The organism is Staphylococcus nepalensis (assembly GCF_002442935.1).
Taxonomy (GTDB): domain Bacteria; phylum Bacillota; class Bacilli; order Staphylococcales; family Staphylococcaceae; genus Staphylococcus; species Staphylococcus nepalensis.
Genome location: NZ_CP017466.1, coordinates 987,612 through 1,004,249, shown reverse-complemented (window position 1 = coordinate 1,004,249; position 16,638 = coordinate 987,612). Strand labels below are relative to the sequence as shown.

Here is a 16,638-nt window from a genome sequence, read left to right as displayed (position 1 = left end):
AGAATATAAACGAGTCTATTGCTAGAGTCAATTAACGCCACACAATTCACTTCGAAATTTTAAAGCATCCAATAAATATACTCAGATTTCTACAATAATCAAACATCATTTGTAATTTTTCACTTATTAGACTTTTAATTCATTTAAAAATTGTTGCTCTAAACAAGCTACTTCTTTTTTGTCCTTCCCATGCCAAATACAAGCGCATCTTGAAGACACATGCCCGTTTTCATACCAGTCTCCATCATAATAAGCTAATGGAAATAAATGATTATTTTTCACATACTTTAAAATTGTATTAAAAAAATGTTCATTATTATCTGGTGCGATATAACTATAAAACTTTTGGTATCCATCTTGTATGACTGGCTCTAACAACAACATGCTGGTAGAACCATTTTGTCTAAAATTTAAATCAATCGCAAAAATATCTCCATTTTTATCTAACAATAAATCAAATCCTGCAATTCCAATAAAACCTTTGGATACGCCAATTTCCATAATTTCTCTTCCAGCTTGAATAATGGATTCAGGCACATCATGTACATTTTCGTTGCCGTTATAATGTCCGTATTCATCTGTTAATTGCTCTGAAGTTCCAATATAACGAATGCCTTCATCTTTTTCATATGCAAATTGCACACAATAGTTGGCTATTTCTTCTATTTTTTGTTCAATAATCAATGTATGTGTTTCTTCCTGTGCTTCTGCGATTCGAGATTTAGCTTTAGTTAAATCTGACTCATTATAACAAATCATAACCCCATAACCCCCAGCTGTCGGCAAATAATCGCCCGGCTTCACGACAAAAGGGAATCGCCAATGTGATACTGCATCTTCAAAATCGCAAATATTCACAACATCACGTGCGGGTAAATATTTATGGTTTGTCCATTCTGGTATGCGTGCTTTATTATTTAAAGCTACAAAGACATCTTTATCTATAGCATAATATTTTTGCTCTAAAATCGATTCGTTATGGATATATTGAAAATAAATGCGTTTACGGTCTTGCTTAGCTAATTTATTTATCGTTTGCTCGTAACTTTGTTGGTCATAAAAAGTATAAATATTTGTAGGCATCGTTTTGCCGATTGTATCAAATAAAATTTTCAATTTATCTGTAACATTCGCTTCATGCACTATAACAGGTATTTGATCAGCGATAATAAGCTCTCTACCTGTTAAAAAATTGGATTGGTGTTCTTCTGGGTTTAACCATGGATTTGAAACATAAGATGGTCTAGCAGTATATACTACGTCATTGTTATATATATCACTAAGTGTTAATTTAGGGTGTTGCATGCTTAGTTTTTTCATTTTTTGTACCCCTTTGTATAATGGTGCTCCTCAATAATCGCGTTAAATACTGACTTATTTTCTATTAATTCTAATCCCATTAATGCAAGGATTTTTGCACCTCTGATTAAAGCTTGGTCACCATGTTTATTACCTGCTGCTTCTCTGAAACGGTGCGTATGGCCTACTAAGTTTCTAGAACCAATTTTAATATGAGGGTGAATGGTTGGGACAATATGACTTACATTTCCAGTATCTGTAGAACCATAACCAAAATCATCGTCAATAACTGCTTCTCCTACTTTTGTTGCGTACTTAACAAATAAATCATCCAATTTTGAAGATTTTATAAATTCATTTACGCCGTTTTGAATAGGACCAAATTCATAATCACATCCAGTTTGAATCGCAGCGCCTTTTGCAATTTGGCCTACCCTTTCTGTTAATACATCTAATTCTTTACGAGATGTTGCTCGTGTGTAAAAACGAGCATGTGTATAACCTGGAATAATATTTGCTGCTTTCCCGCCATCTAAAATAACAACCATGAACTTTTTGGCTTTTTTTAATATGTTGCCTCAATTGAGCCACACCATTAAAATAAGATATCATGGCATTTAAAGCATTTCTAGCTTCTTCAGCATTTTCAGAAGCATGTGTACTTCTACCATAAAATTTAATATCTAAAACATCTACCGCCAAAGTATCGATTGTCCTATAAGTTTCATTGCCGGGGTGTACCATGAGCGCGACATCTAATTCATCAATAATACCTTCTTTTACATAGGAGGCTTTAGCGCTACCATTGACACCACCTTCTTCAGCAGGACAGCCAAGGATGATAATTTCTCCACCAAGTTTGTTAATTACCTGTTTCAATCCAACGCCTGCTAAAACACTCGCCGTTCCAATAATATTATGACCACATGCGTGACCTAGACCAGGTAAAGCATCATATTCAGCTAAAAACCCAATTGTTGGGCCAGTTAATCCTGAATCATAACGAGCGATGAAACCAGTCGCATGACCTGCAATATTCGTTTCAACTTCAAAGCCATGTTTTGTTAAATCTTCAATTAATGTTCTTGAAGCAAATATTTCTTCATTTCCTAATTCAGGTCTTTGATGAATTTGATGGCTCATTTCTACATATGTTAATTTTTCATTTTCTATATAATCTAACACTGTTTGTTCATGTCTCATTTTCAATATCCCCCTGTATTCAAGTTCATTGTATTATCTATTAATTATGTTTTTGAACGATACATCATCAATAACAGATGTGCAAAATATATTTTAATTATTACTCATTTTATCGGGTTTATTTAATTCTGTCATTATTTTTTTGAATTTCAAAAATAATAGTATTATCTTTATCTTTATAATTTATAGAAATTGTAAATACCACCCGCTCTTGTTACAATTACATTAATAATTAATTTTAGGAGGATATCATATGCCAAAAATGAACGTTGAAAGTTTTAATTTAGATCATACAATTGTAGTGGCACCATTTGTTAGACTTGCAGGTAAAATGGAAGGTGCTAATGGAGATGTTATTCATAAATATGACATCCGTTTTAAACAACCTAATAAAGAGCATATGGATATGCCTGGTTTACATTCACTTGAGCATTTAATGGCTGAAAATATTAGAAACCATTCAGATAAAGTAGTTGATATCAGTCCAATGGGTTGTCAAACTGGTTTTTATGTATCATTCATCAACCATAATGATTATGATGATGTGTTAAATATCATTGAAAATACAATTCAAGATGTGTTAACGGCTACAGAAGTACCAGCATGTAATGAAGTCCAATGTGGGTGGGCTGCTAGTCATTCATTAGAAGGCGCTAAAACAATTGCACAAGTCTTTTTAGATAAAAAAAATCAGTGGAACGATATATACGGTAAAGGCCAATAAACGATAATCACGTTAAATGGAAATTAACAATAATAAAAAAGAAAGGCTAAGGTATGATATCTTAGCCTTTCTTTTTTATTTGTAATAGATAACTAAAGCAAAATGGTTATTCTACGTAATTATTTCTATCTTTTTTATAATTTATTAATCATTTTTATTAATACAAATTGTAGCGGGACGCGACTATATAATAACCATGTAGGTAATTGTTTATCACCTAGCGCTATATTTTTTCTAGCCATATAAATGTTAGCAGGCAGTACTGCTAATAAAAAGCTATTAATAAGTTTCTTAAAGCCACGTGTAGGTTGTTTAACTATTAATACTATGCCAAAAACAATTTCAAAAACACCTGTTATTAAGACTGCAGATTTTCTAAATGGTAAATATTCAGGTACGATCTTTCTGAAATTAGACTCATGACAAAAATGTAATACGCCAGCAGTACTAAATATTATACCTAAAATGGTTCTCATTAAACGTTTCATTTATCAACACCCATTTCTTTTAAATAACTTCTTCCGAATTCTGGCAGTTTAACGCCAAAATTATCTGCAATTGTCGCGCCAATTGAACTGAATGTATCATCCATAGATAGTTCATGATATTTCGTTATTTTAGGGCTAAACATAAGTACTGGAATATATTCTCTTGTATGGTCTGTTCCTGTAGCTGTTGGGTCATTACCATGATCTGCAGTAATGATAACTAAATCATCTTCTTGCAGATGATCGATAAGTTCTGGCAAACGATCATCAAAATCTTTAATAGCTTGCGCGTACCCATCTTTATCACGACGGTGACCATATAACGCATCAAAATCTACTAAATTCAAGAAACTTAAGCCTGTAAAATCGCGTTGTACCGTTTCAACCAATTTATCCATACCATCCATATTATCTTTAGTACGAATGGCTTCAGTTACGCCTTCTCCATCGTAAATATCATTAATTTTTCCTAAAGCAATCACATCATAATCCTTGTCTTTTAATTCATTCATTACCGTTTTACCGAATGGCTTTAAAGCATAATCATGTCGATTAGATGTTCTTGTGAAATCACCCGGCTCGCCAACATATGGACGAGCAATAATTCGACCAATTAGATATTTAGGGTCTTTTGTCAATTCTCTAATTTTCTCACAAATATCATATAATTCTTCTAGTGGGATAATATCTTCGTGAGCAGCAATTTGAAGCACTGGGTCTGCTGATGTATAAACAATTAAATCACCCGTCTTCATTTGGTGCTCTCCCCACTCATCAATAATTTGTGTACCTGAAGCAGGTCTATTAGCTACTACTTTACGACCTGTCATTGTTTCAATTTCGTTGATTAGTTCATTTGGAAAACCATTAGGATAAACTTTAAAGGGTTGCATAATATTTAATCCCATAATTTCCCAATGACCGGTCATAGTGTCCTTACCAACGGAAGCTTCACTCATCTTAGTATAAAACGCACCAGGTTTAGCTACCTGTTCAATAACAGGTAAGGGTGCAATATTACCTAACCCTAATCGCTGTAAATTAGGTAGCGTTTGGCCAAAACCTTCGAGCGTATGTTTCAACGTGTGGCTGCCTTCATCGTCAAATGCTTTAGCATCTGGGCCTTCTCCTATACCCACTGAATCCATGACAATTAAATGCACCCTTTTAAATGGTATAGTCATCGTTCCATCTCCTATTCAGTAATTATTTTATGAATCAACGTAGGAATTTCTCCATGTGAACTTATCGTAATACTTTGATTTAATTTTGCTTTAACTTCATCAATTTGTTCACAGTTACTGTGAATCGTTAATAAAGATTCACCTTCACTAACAAAATCTCCTACTTTTTTATTCAAGACGATACCAACACTTAAATCGATATCATCTTCTTTTGTTTGTCTACCGGCGCCTAACATCATCGATGCAACGCCAATTTCATTTGCAATAATTTCAGTTACAGTACCTGATTTTTGCGATGGTAAATCAATTTGGAAACGTGCTTGTGGTAATCGATTAACATCGTCGACTACTGAACCATCTCCATCTTGATTTTCTAAAAATGTACGGAAAGCCTCTAAAGCTGAACCGTCATTGATTGCCTTTTCTAATAGTAGGCGAGCTTCATCTAAATCCTTAGCTTTACCACCTACAACGACCATTTGTGAACCTAATGTCATCACTAATTCTGTAAGGTCTTTTGGCCCTTTACCTTGTAAAGTTTCAATGGCTTCTTTGACTTCTAAAGCATTTCCAATGGCGTTACCTAATGGTTGTCCCATATCTGAGATAATGGCCATCGTGTTTCTACCAACATTATTGCCAATATCCACCATTGCTCGGGCTAATGCCTCAGCATCTTCTAATGTTTTCATAAAAGCGCCATTGCCTGTCTTAACATCTAATACGATGGCGTCTGCTCCAGCAGCTATTTTTTTACTCATAATTGAAGAAGCAATTAGTGGAATTGAATTAACAGTTCCAGTAACATCACGTAATCCATAAAGTTTCTTATCAGCTGGCGTTAAATTACCAGTTTGTCCAATAACAGCTACTTTAGATTCATTTACTAATTTCACAAATTTATCTTCACTAATTTCAACGTGAAATCCTTTTACAGATTCTAATTTATCAATTGTGCCCCCGGTGTGGCCTAAGCCTCTACCACTCATCTTAGCTACTGGCACACCAACAGAAGCAACTAATGGTGCTAATACGAGTGTTGTTGTGTCGCCTACGCCACCTGTTGAATGTTTATCTACTTTCATACCATTAATCGCTGATAAATCAATAACGTCACCTGAGTTGACCATTGCCATTGTAAGTGCCGCTCTCTCATCATCATTCATATCTTGGAAATAAATTGCCATTGCTAAACTCGACGCTTGATAGTCTGGAATCTCACCGTTGGTATAACCATTAATAAAAAATTCAATTTCGTCTTTATCTAATGCTTGACCATCACGTTTTTTTTCAATAATATCTACCATTCTCATATGAGTTGGCCTCCCCCAAAAAAACACAAATTATACTGTGTCTATTTTATAGTTTAGATAACTTTAATAATCAGTATCACTTTCTAAACCTTGAATAATTTGAATCCCTGCACTTGCACCAATACGCGTTGCTCCAGCTTCAATCATTTTATTAAAATCTTCTAAGTTTCTTACCCCGCCAGATGCTTTAACTTCTAATGCATTACCTACAGTATCTTTCATTAATTTCACATCTTCAGGTGTTGCGCCGCCGCCAGCAAATCCAGTTGAAGTTTTGACGAAATCTGCGCCTGCAGCTTGACTTAACTCACAAGCTTTTACTTTCTCTTCATCAGTTAGAAGACATGTCTCAATGATCACTTTTACCGTTTTGCCATTTGCTGCTGCCACTACACCTTCAATATCTTTTTGAACTACTTCATAACGCCCATCTTTTAAAGCGCCGATATTGATAACCATATCTATTTCTGATGCACCGTTTTTAATAGCATCTTCAACTTCAAATACTTTTACAGCTGTTGTTGATGCGCCTAACGGGAAGCCAATTACTGTACATACTAAAACGTCAGTGCCCTTCAATTTATCAGCAGCATATTTTACATGAGTCGGGTTAATACATACTGATTTAAAGTGATATTCGCTCGCTTCATCAAGTATTTTATCAATTTGAGTTCTTGTAGACTCCGGCTTTAGTAGTGTATGATCTATATATTTTGCATAATTCATTCTAATTCCTCCTAAAATATTATATGTATGAAATTACTTTTATTCTTTAAAATTATAATATATTCAAATAAATTTAATAAAATCACAACATGGGCTTTATCTCTATATTACAAAAATTCGCAAAAATAATAAACAAATGTTATCTTTATTTTGATAAAAGAATTTAAAGGAGAAGAAGACTATGACAAAATCTACACCACACATTCAACCTAACGGAGCAAAAATTGCTAAAACTGTTTTAATGCCCGGAGATCCATTACGCGCAAAATATATCGCAGATAATTACTTAGAAAACGTTGAACAATTTAATGAAGTTAGAAATATGTTTGGCTACACAGGCACTTACAAAGGTAAAACAGTTTCTGTGATGGGATCTGGCATGGGCGTCCCAAGTATTGGTATTTATTCGTATGAACTCTATAATTTCTTCGATGTTGAAACGATTATCCGTATTGGATCATGTGGCGCATTACAAGAAAATGTAAACTTATATGACATTATCATTGCTCAAGGGGCATCTACAAACTCTAGCTATGTTGAACAATATAATATTCCTGGCCACTTTGCACCTTTGGCTGATTTCGACTTAATTTTAAAAGCGAAACAAAAAGCAGATGAAATTGGCGCTAATACGCATGTTGGTAATATCCTTTCCTCAGATACATTTTACAATGCAGACTCAACATTTAATGAAAAATGGCAACGCATGGGTATCTTAGGCATCGAAATGGAATCTGCTGCACTTTACTTAAATGCTACTTACGCTAATAAAAAAGCTTTAGGTATCTTTACTGTAAGTGACCATATTTTACGTGATGAAGCAACAACAGCTGAAGAGCGCCAAAACTCATTTACACAAATGATGGAAATTGCGTTAGAAATCGCTGAGTAAATCATTGATATCCTATATGGATGACTTAAGTTTGGTTATTGTAATAACAAGTAATCAATCCATGACAAATACGCCACAATTAAGATGTAAATAAGCACAGACTGCGATTTAAATCTTAAAATGAGCTATTTCAAAATTGAGGAACCAAAAAGCCAAAGTCAAAGAAACTTGACTTTGGCTTTTTGCTTTAAAAATTAGGAACAACACTGAAGTCGTATCAAATATTTTAAAAAATGAGACGGAAGTCTTCGTCTCTTACCATCACTTTTCCTAAAAATTATAACTCCAAAATCAAAATTTGATACATCTCCCTATTATTGTAATCATCTATCGTTCATACCAAAGGTGAGGCCGAAACATTATATAATGTTTCGGCCTCACCTTTTTATCAATCATTTCACTGTAATTGTTTATTTTCCTAAATAAGATTTTAACATCCAGTTATGTTTATCAATATCTGTTTGCATACCGATGAACATATCTTCTGTTACATCATCTTCAGCATCAGAAGCAACTTCAATTGCATTTACTAATTGTTTTGAAATATTGTCAAAGTCATTAGATAATTCTTCAACCATTTGTTCAGCTGTGTAGTCTTTTCCAGCTTCTTCGATAATTGATAATTCTAAACTTTCTTTTAAAGTCGCTACTGGGTTACCATTAACCGCTAAAATACGTTCAGCTAAATCATCTATATATTGACTTGCTTCATCATACAATTCTTCAAATTTTGTGTGTAATGAGAAGAAATTTGGTCCTTTTACGTACCAATGAAAATTGTGTAATTTGGTAAATGCAACAGTCCAGTTTGCTACTTGTTGGTTTAATACTTTTACAACTTCTTCATTATTTTTTGACATATTAAAAATCTCTCCTTTTAAGTTATGATTATAATTAAGCGATACTCAATTTCTTTATTATAATAATTATTATATTATAATAGTTATAATCTGTAAAGCTATTTTAGAACCTTCTTTATAATTATTATAATTTAATCTATCACTTAATTATCCACTACTATTATACCCATACACACAATATTTAATCCAATTCTTTTCTGTATGGCATCGCACTTTGAGCACCTAATCCTGTAACAGAAAAAGCAGCTGCTAAATTAGCGAAATTAACCGCTTCTTCTAATGGCTTATTTTCAATTAGTGCTACAGCTAATGCACCATTAAATGTATCACCAGCACCTGTAGTATCAATAACTTCTTTTTTGTAACCCTTAACTAGTTGTTGAGAATCACTATAAAACACAGCACCTGTAGCTCCTTTTGTTACAATAAGTTTTCTAGGATAAGCCATTAATGCCCGGTCAACCTCGTTTTTAAATAATAATTCACTTTCTGATTCATTCGGTGTCAGCCAGTTAACTTTTTCAATTACTTCTTGATCTAAACGACGATATGGCGCAGGGTTTAACATCACCCGCATATCGTGATTTACTGCAAAGTCTACTACTTCATTTATTGTTTCTTTTGGTATTTCATGTTGCATCAAAATGATATCGCCAGCTTCAAAATATTTAAGTTTTGGTATTACTTTTTCAGGCGTTACATAATCATTTGCTGCCGGCACTACAATAATACGGTTGTCATCATCAAATAATGTGATATGCGCAGTTCCAGATGCTTCACTTTCAATTTTATCCATATAATCAATATTCACATTATTTTTTTCAAGATTCGAAAGGATTTGTGTGCCGTTGTCATCATCACCTACTGCTCCAATCATATACACATTATTGCTTAAACGTGCAGCAGCGACTGCTTGGTTAGCGCCTTTCCCACCTGGTGTTGTAAAAAATGATTTACCCATTACTGTTTCTCCTGTATTAGGTAAAATATCCGTTTCTACTACTAAATCAATTGATGCGCTACCAATCACAATTATGTTCCCCATGTTCTTTTCCTCCATCTATTCAGTCAATAAAAAATGATTTTTCATAATCATTAGGCTTATGCCAATGTGTTTTCCACATTCTATTTCTATTATCTGCAAAAAGTTGATAACCAAAATCTCTTAAAAATTTAGGTGTTAAATATAATAGAACACCCAACCATTTATAACTTGTCAAAGATGAAATCAATGAAGCAATTGCATCTGATTTATATTTGAAATGATCTCCTTCTTGCAAAATAACACTATCGTGTTCTTTAGTTTCTGGATAATTATAAAACATACCTTGTGCTGTATCACCTTGTAGTTTGGCGAATTGGTAACGTCTAGACAAACCTTTTTGGATAAGCCAAATTGCATAATTGTAACAATACACACAGTTGCCATCATAATAAATTATTGGCATATATATCTCTCCTTTATTACTGTCTATCTTAATTCAAGATTCAACTTTATGCATTTACATTTCTATTATATCCTAAATTGATAAAAATAAATCATTAAATATATTATACCCATATCTCTTATATATTGTCAGCGGCTAATGAAGCTAAATGAAAAGGTCTAGGACACCCATTTTTTAAAACGCGTTTGTTAACTTAATAAGTAGAAAGCATCCGAGAGACCGCTTGACTTACTTCTCTCTATAACTAAAAATTAGCTACGAGAAAATCTATCATCATAGATTTCGTCATAGCTAATCTCAGCATATGTTATATTTTCAACATTTTTTATTAACAATCTGGGCGCGTTATGAATCTTGGTTTACTTTAACGATTCTTGTATATTTTAAAAACTGTTCTGTGTACTTTTGTTTTATTTCGTTTAAACTGTCGTATGTGATGCCAACAATATGCCAATTAGGATTAAAATGATAAAATGAGTCTCTTTTTCTAGACCATTTAATCATACTTCCATCTCGATTGTATCTTGGTAAGGTCATCTCATAACCTTCTAATACGTTAATAAACGTTTGAAAGATATCAGGGTCGATACGGTTAAAATTATCTATGACTAAGTAACTTTTATCATTCCTAGGCATGAGACTTGTAATAAAACCTTCTCTATAATATAATGCTCCCGCTTCGTTTGGTAAGTATTTGCCATAAAGCATGTCTTCTGTAAAATCAGGGTGTCCAGCTGTAATCACTGGGTTGGCATTTGTCTTTTGTAATAAGTTTTCTGCAGCTTTTAATCCTTCACCTTTATCAACAACTAAAAGTATGAATGGCTTGATATCATCTTCAGATTTATCAATAATGTAGTCACTTTTAACTGCTTCAAACTGTGATTTCATCCCATCATTTTCGCTCATTTCAAGTATAGCTTCAAACTGAGCACGAGACATACTAGCAATCGCTTGTTTGGCATTTTCTTGTAAATAATATAAATTCTTTAATTTAGGATGTTTATTTAATGTACTTAATGTTACAGGCTCAATTTCTTTTTCAAAATAAACTTCAATAGCAGTACTATTTGTACGCCCAGGGATTGGCGATTTTTCATGAATGTGTTGACTCACTTCTCCAATACCAATCACTGATTGATCTCTATGTTTATTATAAAAGACTAATAGGTCACCAATTTCTAGTTGGGTATAAAAATGATAACCGTTTCGTTTGATTCCGTTATATGTGTGTGTGTAAATCGTATTGTATGAATTAGGCTCAAACTCATGTTCTTCTGACATAAAGAAGTACCTAGGAATTTTAGTTTCACCTTTTCCTAAACTCACAATTAATTCAAATTCATTTTGCGTGATTTGGTTAAATAATTTTTCTTTCATATTGCTTATTCGAAACTCTAACTGTTCACTTCTTTTTAAATAATCAGTAGTTAAAGGCTTCAACTGTTCCAATAATTCGAAATGAACGCGTATTTTATTTTGAGCGCCTGACTGTACACTAGTGATCTCCCCAAATCCAAGTAAGCCTGTATCCATTTGTACTTGGTAAAATATAACTTTATCTCCAACTTTAGCTTGTTTAAAAGACCGGAAACCCTGTGACGGATTAAATTGTGCACCTGATTCAAATAATGTCGTTTGACCAACTAAGGGTTCGTTATGATTCCAGCGATTATACCCGCAATTTAACCAAAAATAACTTGTTTCCTCTGCCATTTAGATACTCCTTATCTCATATAAAAATTCTATTTTCTCATTATATTCAAAAAAATGCTCTCAAACAATTATTATAATAAATGAACCAATTTCATTGATATTAAACTTGTTACAATTACAACTATCCATGTCACTAAACCTAATAAAATTGGTTTTGCGCCGGCTTTTCTAAATTGTCTAAAATTAACACTCAAACCTATGCCTGCCATTGCCATCGTAATTAAGAATAATGATAATTGCTGGAATATATTAATAACAGTAGGCGAAAAATTAAAAATTGTACTAATTATAGAAGCAGCAATAAACCAAACAATGAACCATGGAAATATCTTCGTAATTGATGTATCAGTTTGTTTTGATTTTTCTTTACGGATTGTTCTATATGTAAAAAATAATACTACTGGTACGATCATTAACGTACGTGTTAATTTTACGATTGCACCCGTTTCCAATGCCGTGCTTCCATAGTTTGATGTTGCAGCTATCACACTGGATGTATCATTTATGGCTGTGCCACCAAAATAGCCAAATGCAGTTTCTCCCATATTTAATAAATGACCGAGTGGTGGAAATACAAAAACTGCTATTAAATTAAATAAGAATATTGTTGAAATAGCAAATGCTACTTCATTTTCTTTAGCTTTAATGACTGGGCTTGTTGCTGCAATAGCAGAACCACCACAAATAGATGTGCCTACGCCAATGAGAATACTTAAATTTTCATTTATTTTAAATACTTTCATTAAAAGATACACTACAATAAATGCAGCTAATAAAGTAATAATAATAATTGGTAATGATTTCCAACCAATAGCGCCTATCGATTTAAAGCTTAATGTAAACCCAAGCACAATAATGCTATAATGCAATATTTTTTTACTGCTAAATTGGATTCCAGCCTGATACTTTTTAGGTATTTCAAAAATATTATTTAAAAGGATCCCGATGACAATAGCAAATATTGCACTTCCCACTACAGGAAACTTACTTCCCATAATTGTTGCAACGAGTGCAATTACAAAAGTCATGATTATACCTCTAGTTTTCGGCATTTAGGCCACCTCCAATTTAAGTTCTATTTTACCACAAATATTTTAACACTAAAGAAAAATCCTTACTATTTTAAAGTAGTTTTAGTAGATTTAACCCTCAAACACACATCTATATTCTTGTATTTTTAATATATACTTAATTCGTTTATCAAAGCTTGCCCATAAAAAAAGTACCTTTTACTAAAAGTAAAGATACTAAATTTATTAATTATTGTGCGAGCGTTAACGCACCCATAATCGGCATGAAATTGATTAAAACACCACCGAATTTTAATAATCCATTTATCTCTTTGTTAGGTATCGTTATTAATGCAGCAATGATACCGATGATACCAATCATAACTGGTAAAAATAATGAAGGAAAAATAGGTAATTTTAAAAATATACCTGCACCAGCTAACATACCGCATATTAATGATACATATAAATATTTATACATTTTGAAACACTCCGTTTTATTATCTATAAATAACTAATAATTAGTTCATAATCGCCTTCAAAAATAGTATCTAAATCATCTGAAGTTAAAATGAAATTCTGACCTTGTGTTACATTATAAACATCGCCATCAATGATTACTTGCCCTGCTCCTTTTAGGATTGATACTAATACAAATTCTCTAGGTTTCATATAATTTAATGTGCCTGAAATTTCCCACTTAACCATTGTAAAAAAATCATTCGATACCAGTTGGATACGCTTATGATTTTCAATAATTTCTGTATCAGTTGCTATATTAATATTTTCTTGAGTAACCTCTACCACCGCTTTAGCTTTCTCTTGATTTAAACTTCGCCTGTCATTTGTTTCTTTTTCTCTATCAAAATCGTAGACACGGTATGTAACATCTGAAGATTGCATCGTTTCATACACAAGTACGCCAGCGCCAATTGAATGAATCGTCCCTGCAGGTATAAAATAAAATTCACCTGGTTGCACTTTTACTCTATTAAATAACTGGTCATAATTTGCGTCATCTATTTGTGCCATAGCGTTTTTTTTAGAATCCGCATTCGTACCATATATTATTTCCGCTCCTTCTTCAGCATCTATAATATACCAACATTCTGATTTACCGTATTGACCGTTTTCATGTTCATAAGCATATGCATCGTCTGGATGAACGTGTATTGATAAAGCTTCTTTGGCATCTATAATTTTCGTCATCAGTGGAAATTCTTGGCTTGGAAAATCACCAAATAATTCTCTATGGTCATGCCAAACTTTGTCTAGTGTCTGTCCTTTATAAGGTCCATTCATTACTTCACATCTACCATTTGGGTGTGCTGAAATTCCCCAAGCTTCTCCAATATTATTAGTAGGCAAATCGTAACCTAGTTCTTTTAACTTAGTGCCGCCCCATATTTTTTCATGTAATACTGGCTTTAAAAATAACGGCATCCATCACACCTCCAAACTTTCTTATCATAAATTTTAATTTAAAATTTATTTTTGAAATAAATATATACCGTATCATTTACTATTAGAATTTAATCTTGATTCAAAGAACTATTGAAATTGTATCATATATGTTGACGCATTATAAACTGTCACTCCAACGTTTTGTTATATTCAAATCATTAATTATTATATCAATTCTTTAAATGGAGTGGTAGTTTAATTAATACTGTTCAATTACATTCTCATAAATTTAACAATAAAATTATATAATTGTTATAAATTTTTTCGAATAAATACTTGCCATCTAATCATATTTGACATTATAATATGGTTAGAGTTAATCATTGACTCTGATTCTTTTACATATAAGGTAATGAATTATGATTATTTGGAAAAGTTGATTCCTTTTTCAAAATAAAAATTTGCAATAAAAGCCCAAACTTTTTTAGTTTGGGCTTTTTTATGTTTCTCAAATTTAAACAACTAGTGCAGTAAAATTCAAATTGATGGAAAGCGTTAAAATGCTCGACAACTACAAACGTTAGATGATCCCAGCCTACTTTTCTTTAAAGTTAGCTAATATCGTTTCTTTAACTTCGAATAAGTGTGACTGCATTGCTTTCACTGCTTGTTCATCGTCTCGGTCAGCAATTGCATTATAAATAACCACATGTTCTTCTAGTAATTTATTCATAGTCTTTTGTTTACTATAAATAAATATTTTCCTTGTTTCTTTCATAGAATCTTGCATTAGTTCTGAAATATTATTTAATAACTCTACTAACAAAGAATTATTGGCTGCTTTTGCAATCGCCAAATGAAACTCTAAATCAGCTCTTTCACCTGATGTTCCGTCAGTTATAGCTTCACCCATTTCATTTAAAGCAGTTTTTAATTCAACCAAGTCCTCTTCAGTATGGTGACAAGCAGCCATTTTAACTGTTGCACCTTCAACAATTTCTCTTAATTCTAATAATTCTTTTATTTGAACTAACGACGTAAATTTATCTCCTAATTCAAAAAACGTTGGTTCTACTTGTTTTACAAACGTACCATAACCTTGTTTAATTTCTAATACACCTATTGTTCTCAATGCATTCAGTGCTTCTCTCACCGATGCCACGCTTACACCATAATGTTGACTTAGTTTTTGTATAGATGGTATTTTATCGCCGACTTGATAGTCACCTGTTTTGATGCTCTCCAATAAATTATCTGCAACTTGCTCATAAATTTTACTGTTTGAAATTTTCATAGTTACCTCCAAACGATATCTATTATTATACCAAATTTTCTCAATAAAATTTATTAAAAGTTATAGATATTTTAAATAAAATAAAGACGAGACAGAAATCATTTGATTTTAAATGATTTCATTATCCCGCCCTGGAAAATATGATTCGAAATATAACCCTTGGCACAAAGTCTTTATATAAGAATTACTAACTCAAAAACAATGTATACAAGAGACAAGTCCTTTAAAAGTTTAATATAAATGTAGTTTCATTTCAGTTAACCAATATCAATACTATACTTAAGACTAAGACATTATATTTCCAATCTTATGGTTAAAAATAACTACTATTATTTATTTTTAAAATCAGTTAAGGCTTGTGGAATATCTTTTTCACCACTAACAATTTGGAATTCAGTATTTAAATAATCGTCAGTAGTCACAACTTCTTTTAACACTGAAGCAACATCTTCTCTTGGAATAGTGCCTCTGCCTTCAAAAAAGGCGCCTACTTCAATTTTATTTGTCCCGTCATCGTCTAGTAAGCCACCAGGATGAATAATTGTATATGGTATCGTTGCCTGTTTTAAATATTCATCTGCATAATGTTTTGCAATTGTATATGGCTTCAAATCGCCGCTTGAATCAAACGCTTCTCTTCTTGAATCATACGTTGACACCATAACAAATTGTTGCGCTTTATTCGCTTCGCTCGCTTTAATCGCTTTCACAGCACCATCTAAATCTACAATAATTGTTTTATCTGCACCTGTACTACCACCTGAACCTACAGAAAAAACTATTCGGTTGTAGCCTTTAAATTTTTCAGTCAGAGATTGGACATCATCTTTTTCAACATCTATTAACGTTGCGTTAATATTTTTTTCTTTTAATTGCTCTACTTGTGCTTCTTTTCTTACACCAGCTGTAAAATCTTCACCTTCAGCCTTTAATTGCTCTATTAAATAATGACCAACGCCACCATTTGCTCCAATAACTAAAATACTCATACTTTAAACCTCCTCTAAAAATTCGATTACTTAAAAGTCTACCACTTTTGTAGGTATTTAAAACTAAAATGCATTATCTATTGACACT

Annotated in this window: 16 protein-coding genes and 1 pseudogene; 2 read left to right on the top strand and 15 right to left on the bottom strand. The window is 32.5% G+C overall.

Annotation, left to right across the window (positions count from 1 at the left end):
* Positions 1 to 126: 126 nt before the first annotated feature.
* Together ldmS and BJG89_RS04545 are read right to left on the bottom strand one after the other, a co-directional pair.
* Positions 127 to 1,320 (bottom strand): L-aspartate--L-methionine ligase LdmS, encoded by a 1,194-nt coding sequence (gene ldmS, locus BJG89_RS04550; RefSeq protein ID WP_096808761.1) that lies wholly within the window; start codon positions 1,318 to 1,320, stop codon positions 127 to 129.
* Positions 1,317 to 2,502: pseudogene (locus tag BJG89_RS04545) on the bottom strand (M20 family metallopeptidase). The gene ldmS and the pseudogene BJG89_RS04545 overlap by 4 nt, the downstream one beginning before the upstream one ends.
* A gap of 253 nt (positions 2,503 to 2,755) precedes the next feature.
* On the opposite strand from BJG89_RS04545, the gene BJG89_RS04540 reads away from it, so the two are divergent.
* Entirely contained in the window at positions 2,756 to 3,226 is a 471-nt protein-coding gene (locus BJG89_RS04540) for an S-ribosylhomocysteine lyase (protein WP_096808760.1), read from the top strand.
* A gap of 134 nt (positions 3,227 to 3,360) precedes the next feature.
* On the opposite strand, the gene BJG89_RS04535 is transcribed toward BJG89_RS04540, so the two are convergent.
* The 4 genes from BJG89_RS04535 to deoC all read right to left on the bottom strand — a co-directional run bounded on the left by BJG89_RS04535 (position 3,361) and on the right by deoC (position 6,937).
* Positions 3,361 to 3,714: a DoxX family protein gene (locus BJG89_RS04535; protein WP_096808759.1), complete on the bottom strand. Its 354-nt coding sequence runs from the start codon at positions 3,712 to 3,714 to the stop codon at positions 3,361 to 3,363.
* On the bottom strand, positions 3,711 to 4,898 hold the full coding sequence (gene deoB, locus BJG89_RS04530; RefSeq protein WP_096808758.1) for a phosphopentomutase: 1,188 nt from the start codon (positions 4,896 to 4,898) through the stop codon (positions 3,711 to 3,713). The genes BJG89_RS04535 and deoB overlap by 4 nt, the downstream gene beginning before the upstream one ends.
* A gap of 11 nt (positions 4,899 to 4,909) precedes the next feature.
* Entirely contained in the window at positions 4,910 to 6,211 is a 1,302-nt protein-coding gene (locus tag BJG89_RS04525; RefSeq protein ID WP_096808757.1) for a pyrimidine-nucleoside phosphorylase, read from the bottom strand.
* A 63-nt stretch (positions 6,212 to 6,274) separates the two neighbouring features.
* Positions 6,275 to 6,937 carry a deoxyribose-phosphate aldolase gene (deoC, locus tag BJG89_RS04520; protein WP_096808756.1) on the bottom strand — a complete coding sequence of 221 codons (663 nt, stop codon included), beginning with the start codon at positions 6,935 to 6,937 and terminating at the stop codon, positions 6,275 to 6,277.
* A 181-nt stretch (positions 6,938 to 7,118) separates the two neighbouring features.
* On the opposite strand from deoC, the gene deoD reads away from it, so the two are divergent.
* Positions 7,119 to 7,829: a purine-nucleoside phosphorylase gene (deoD, locus tag BJG89_RS04515; RefSeq protein WP_096808755.1), complete on the top strand. Its 711-nt coding sequence runs from the start codon at positions 7,119 to 7,121 to the stop codon at positions 7,827 to 7,829.
* 410 nt (positions 7,830 to 8,239) lie between these two features.
* Here deoD and BJG89_RS04510 read toward each other — a convergent pair whose 3' ends face one another.
* From BJG89_RS04510 to BJG89_RS04470, 9 genes are all read right to left on the bottom strand, one after another.
* On the bottom strand, positions 8,240 to 8,689 hold the full coding sequence (locus BJG89_RS04510) for a Dps family protein (protein ID WP_096808754.1): 450 nt from the start codon (positions 8,687 to 8,689) through the stop codon (positions 8,240 to 8,242).
* Between the two features lie 181 nt (positions 8,690 to 8,870).
* On the bottom strand, positions 8,871 to 9,734 hold the full coding sequence (rbsK, locus tag BJG89_RS04505) for a ribokinase (protein ID WP_096808753.1): 864 nt from the start codon (positions 9,732 to 9,734) through the stop codon (positions 8,871 to 8,873).
* Positions 9,735 to 9,753: 19 nt separating this feature from the next.
* Positions 9,754 to 10,137, bottom strand: coding sequence for a thiol-disulfide oxidoreductase DCC family protein (locus BJG89_RS04500; protein ID WP_096808752.1), 384 nt, complete (start codon positions 10,135 to 10,137; stop codon positions 9,754 to 9,756).
* Between the two features lie 345 nt (positions 10,138 to 10,482).
* Positions 10,483 to 11,853 (bottom strand): EVE domain-containing protein, encoded by a 1,371-nt coding sequence (locus tag BJG89_RS04495; RefSeq protein ID WP_096808751.1) that lies wholly within the window; start codon positions 11,851 to 11,853, stop codon positions 10,483 to 10,485.
* Between the two features lie 71 nt (positions 11,854 to 11,924).
* A complete protein-coding gene (locus tag BJG89_RS04490; RefSeq protein ID WP_096808750.1) occupies positions 11,925 to 12,905 on the bottom strand; it encodes a YeiH family protein in 981 nt (326 codons plus the stop codon).
* 208 nt (positions 12,906 to 13,113) lie between these two features.
* The gene (locus BJG89_RS04485; RefSeq protein ID WP_096808749.1) at positions 13,114 to 13,344 is read right to left on the bottom strand and encodes a hypothetical protein; all 231 of its coding nucleotides are present in this window, start codon (positions 13,342 to 13,344) and stop codon (positions 13,114 to 13,116) included.
* Positions 13,345 to 13,367: 23 nt separating this feature from the next.
* On the bottom strand, positions 13,368 to 14,306 hold the full coding sequence (gene manA, locus BJG89_RS04480) for a mannose-6-phosphate isomerase, class I (protein ID WP_096808748.1): 939 nt from the start codon (positions 14,304 to 14,306) through the stop codon (positions 13,368 to 13,370).
* 556 nt (positions 14,307 to 14,862) lie between these two features.
* Entirely contained in the window at positions 14,863 to 15,561 is a 699-nt protein-coding gene (locus tag BJG89_RS04475; protein WP_096808747.1) for a FadR/GntR family transcriptional regulator, read from the bottom strand.
* A gap of 329 nt (positions 15,562 to 15,890) precedes the next feature.
* Positions 15,891 to 16,550 (bottom strand): SDR family oxidoreductase, encoded by a 660-nt coding sequence (locus tag BJG89_RS04470; protein ID WP_096808746.1) that lies wholly within the window; start codon positions 16,548 to 16,550, stop codon positions 15,891 to 15,893.
* Positions 16,551 to 16,638 lie beyond the last annotated feature (88 nt).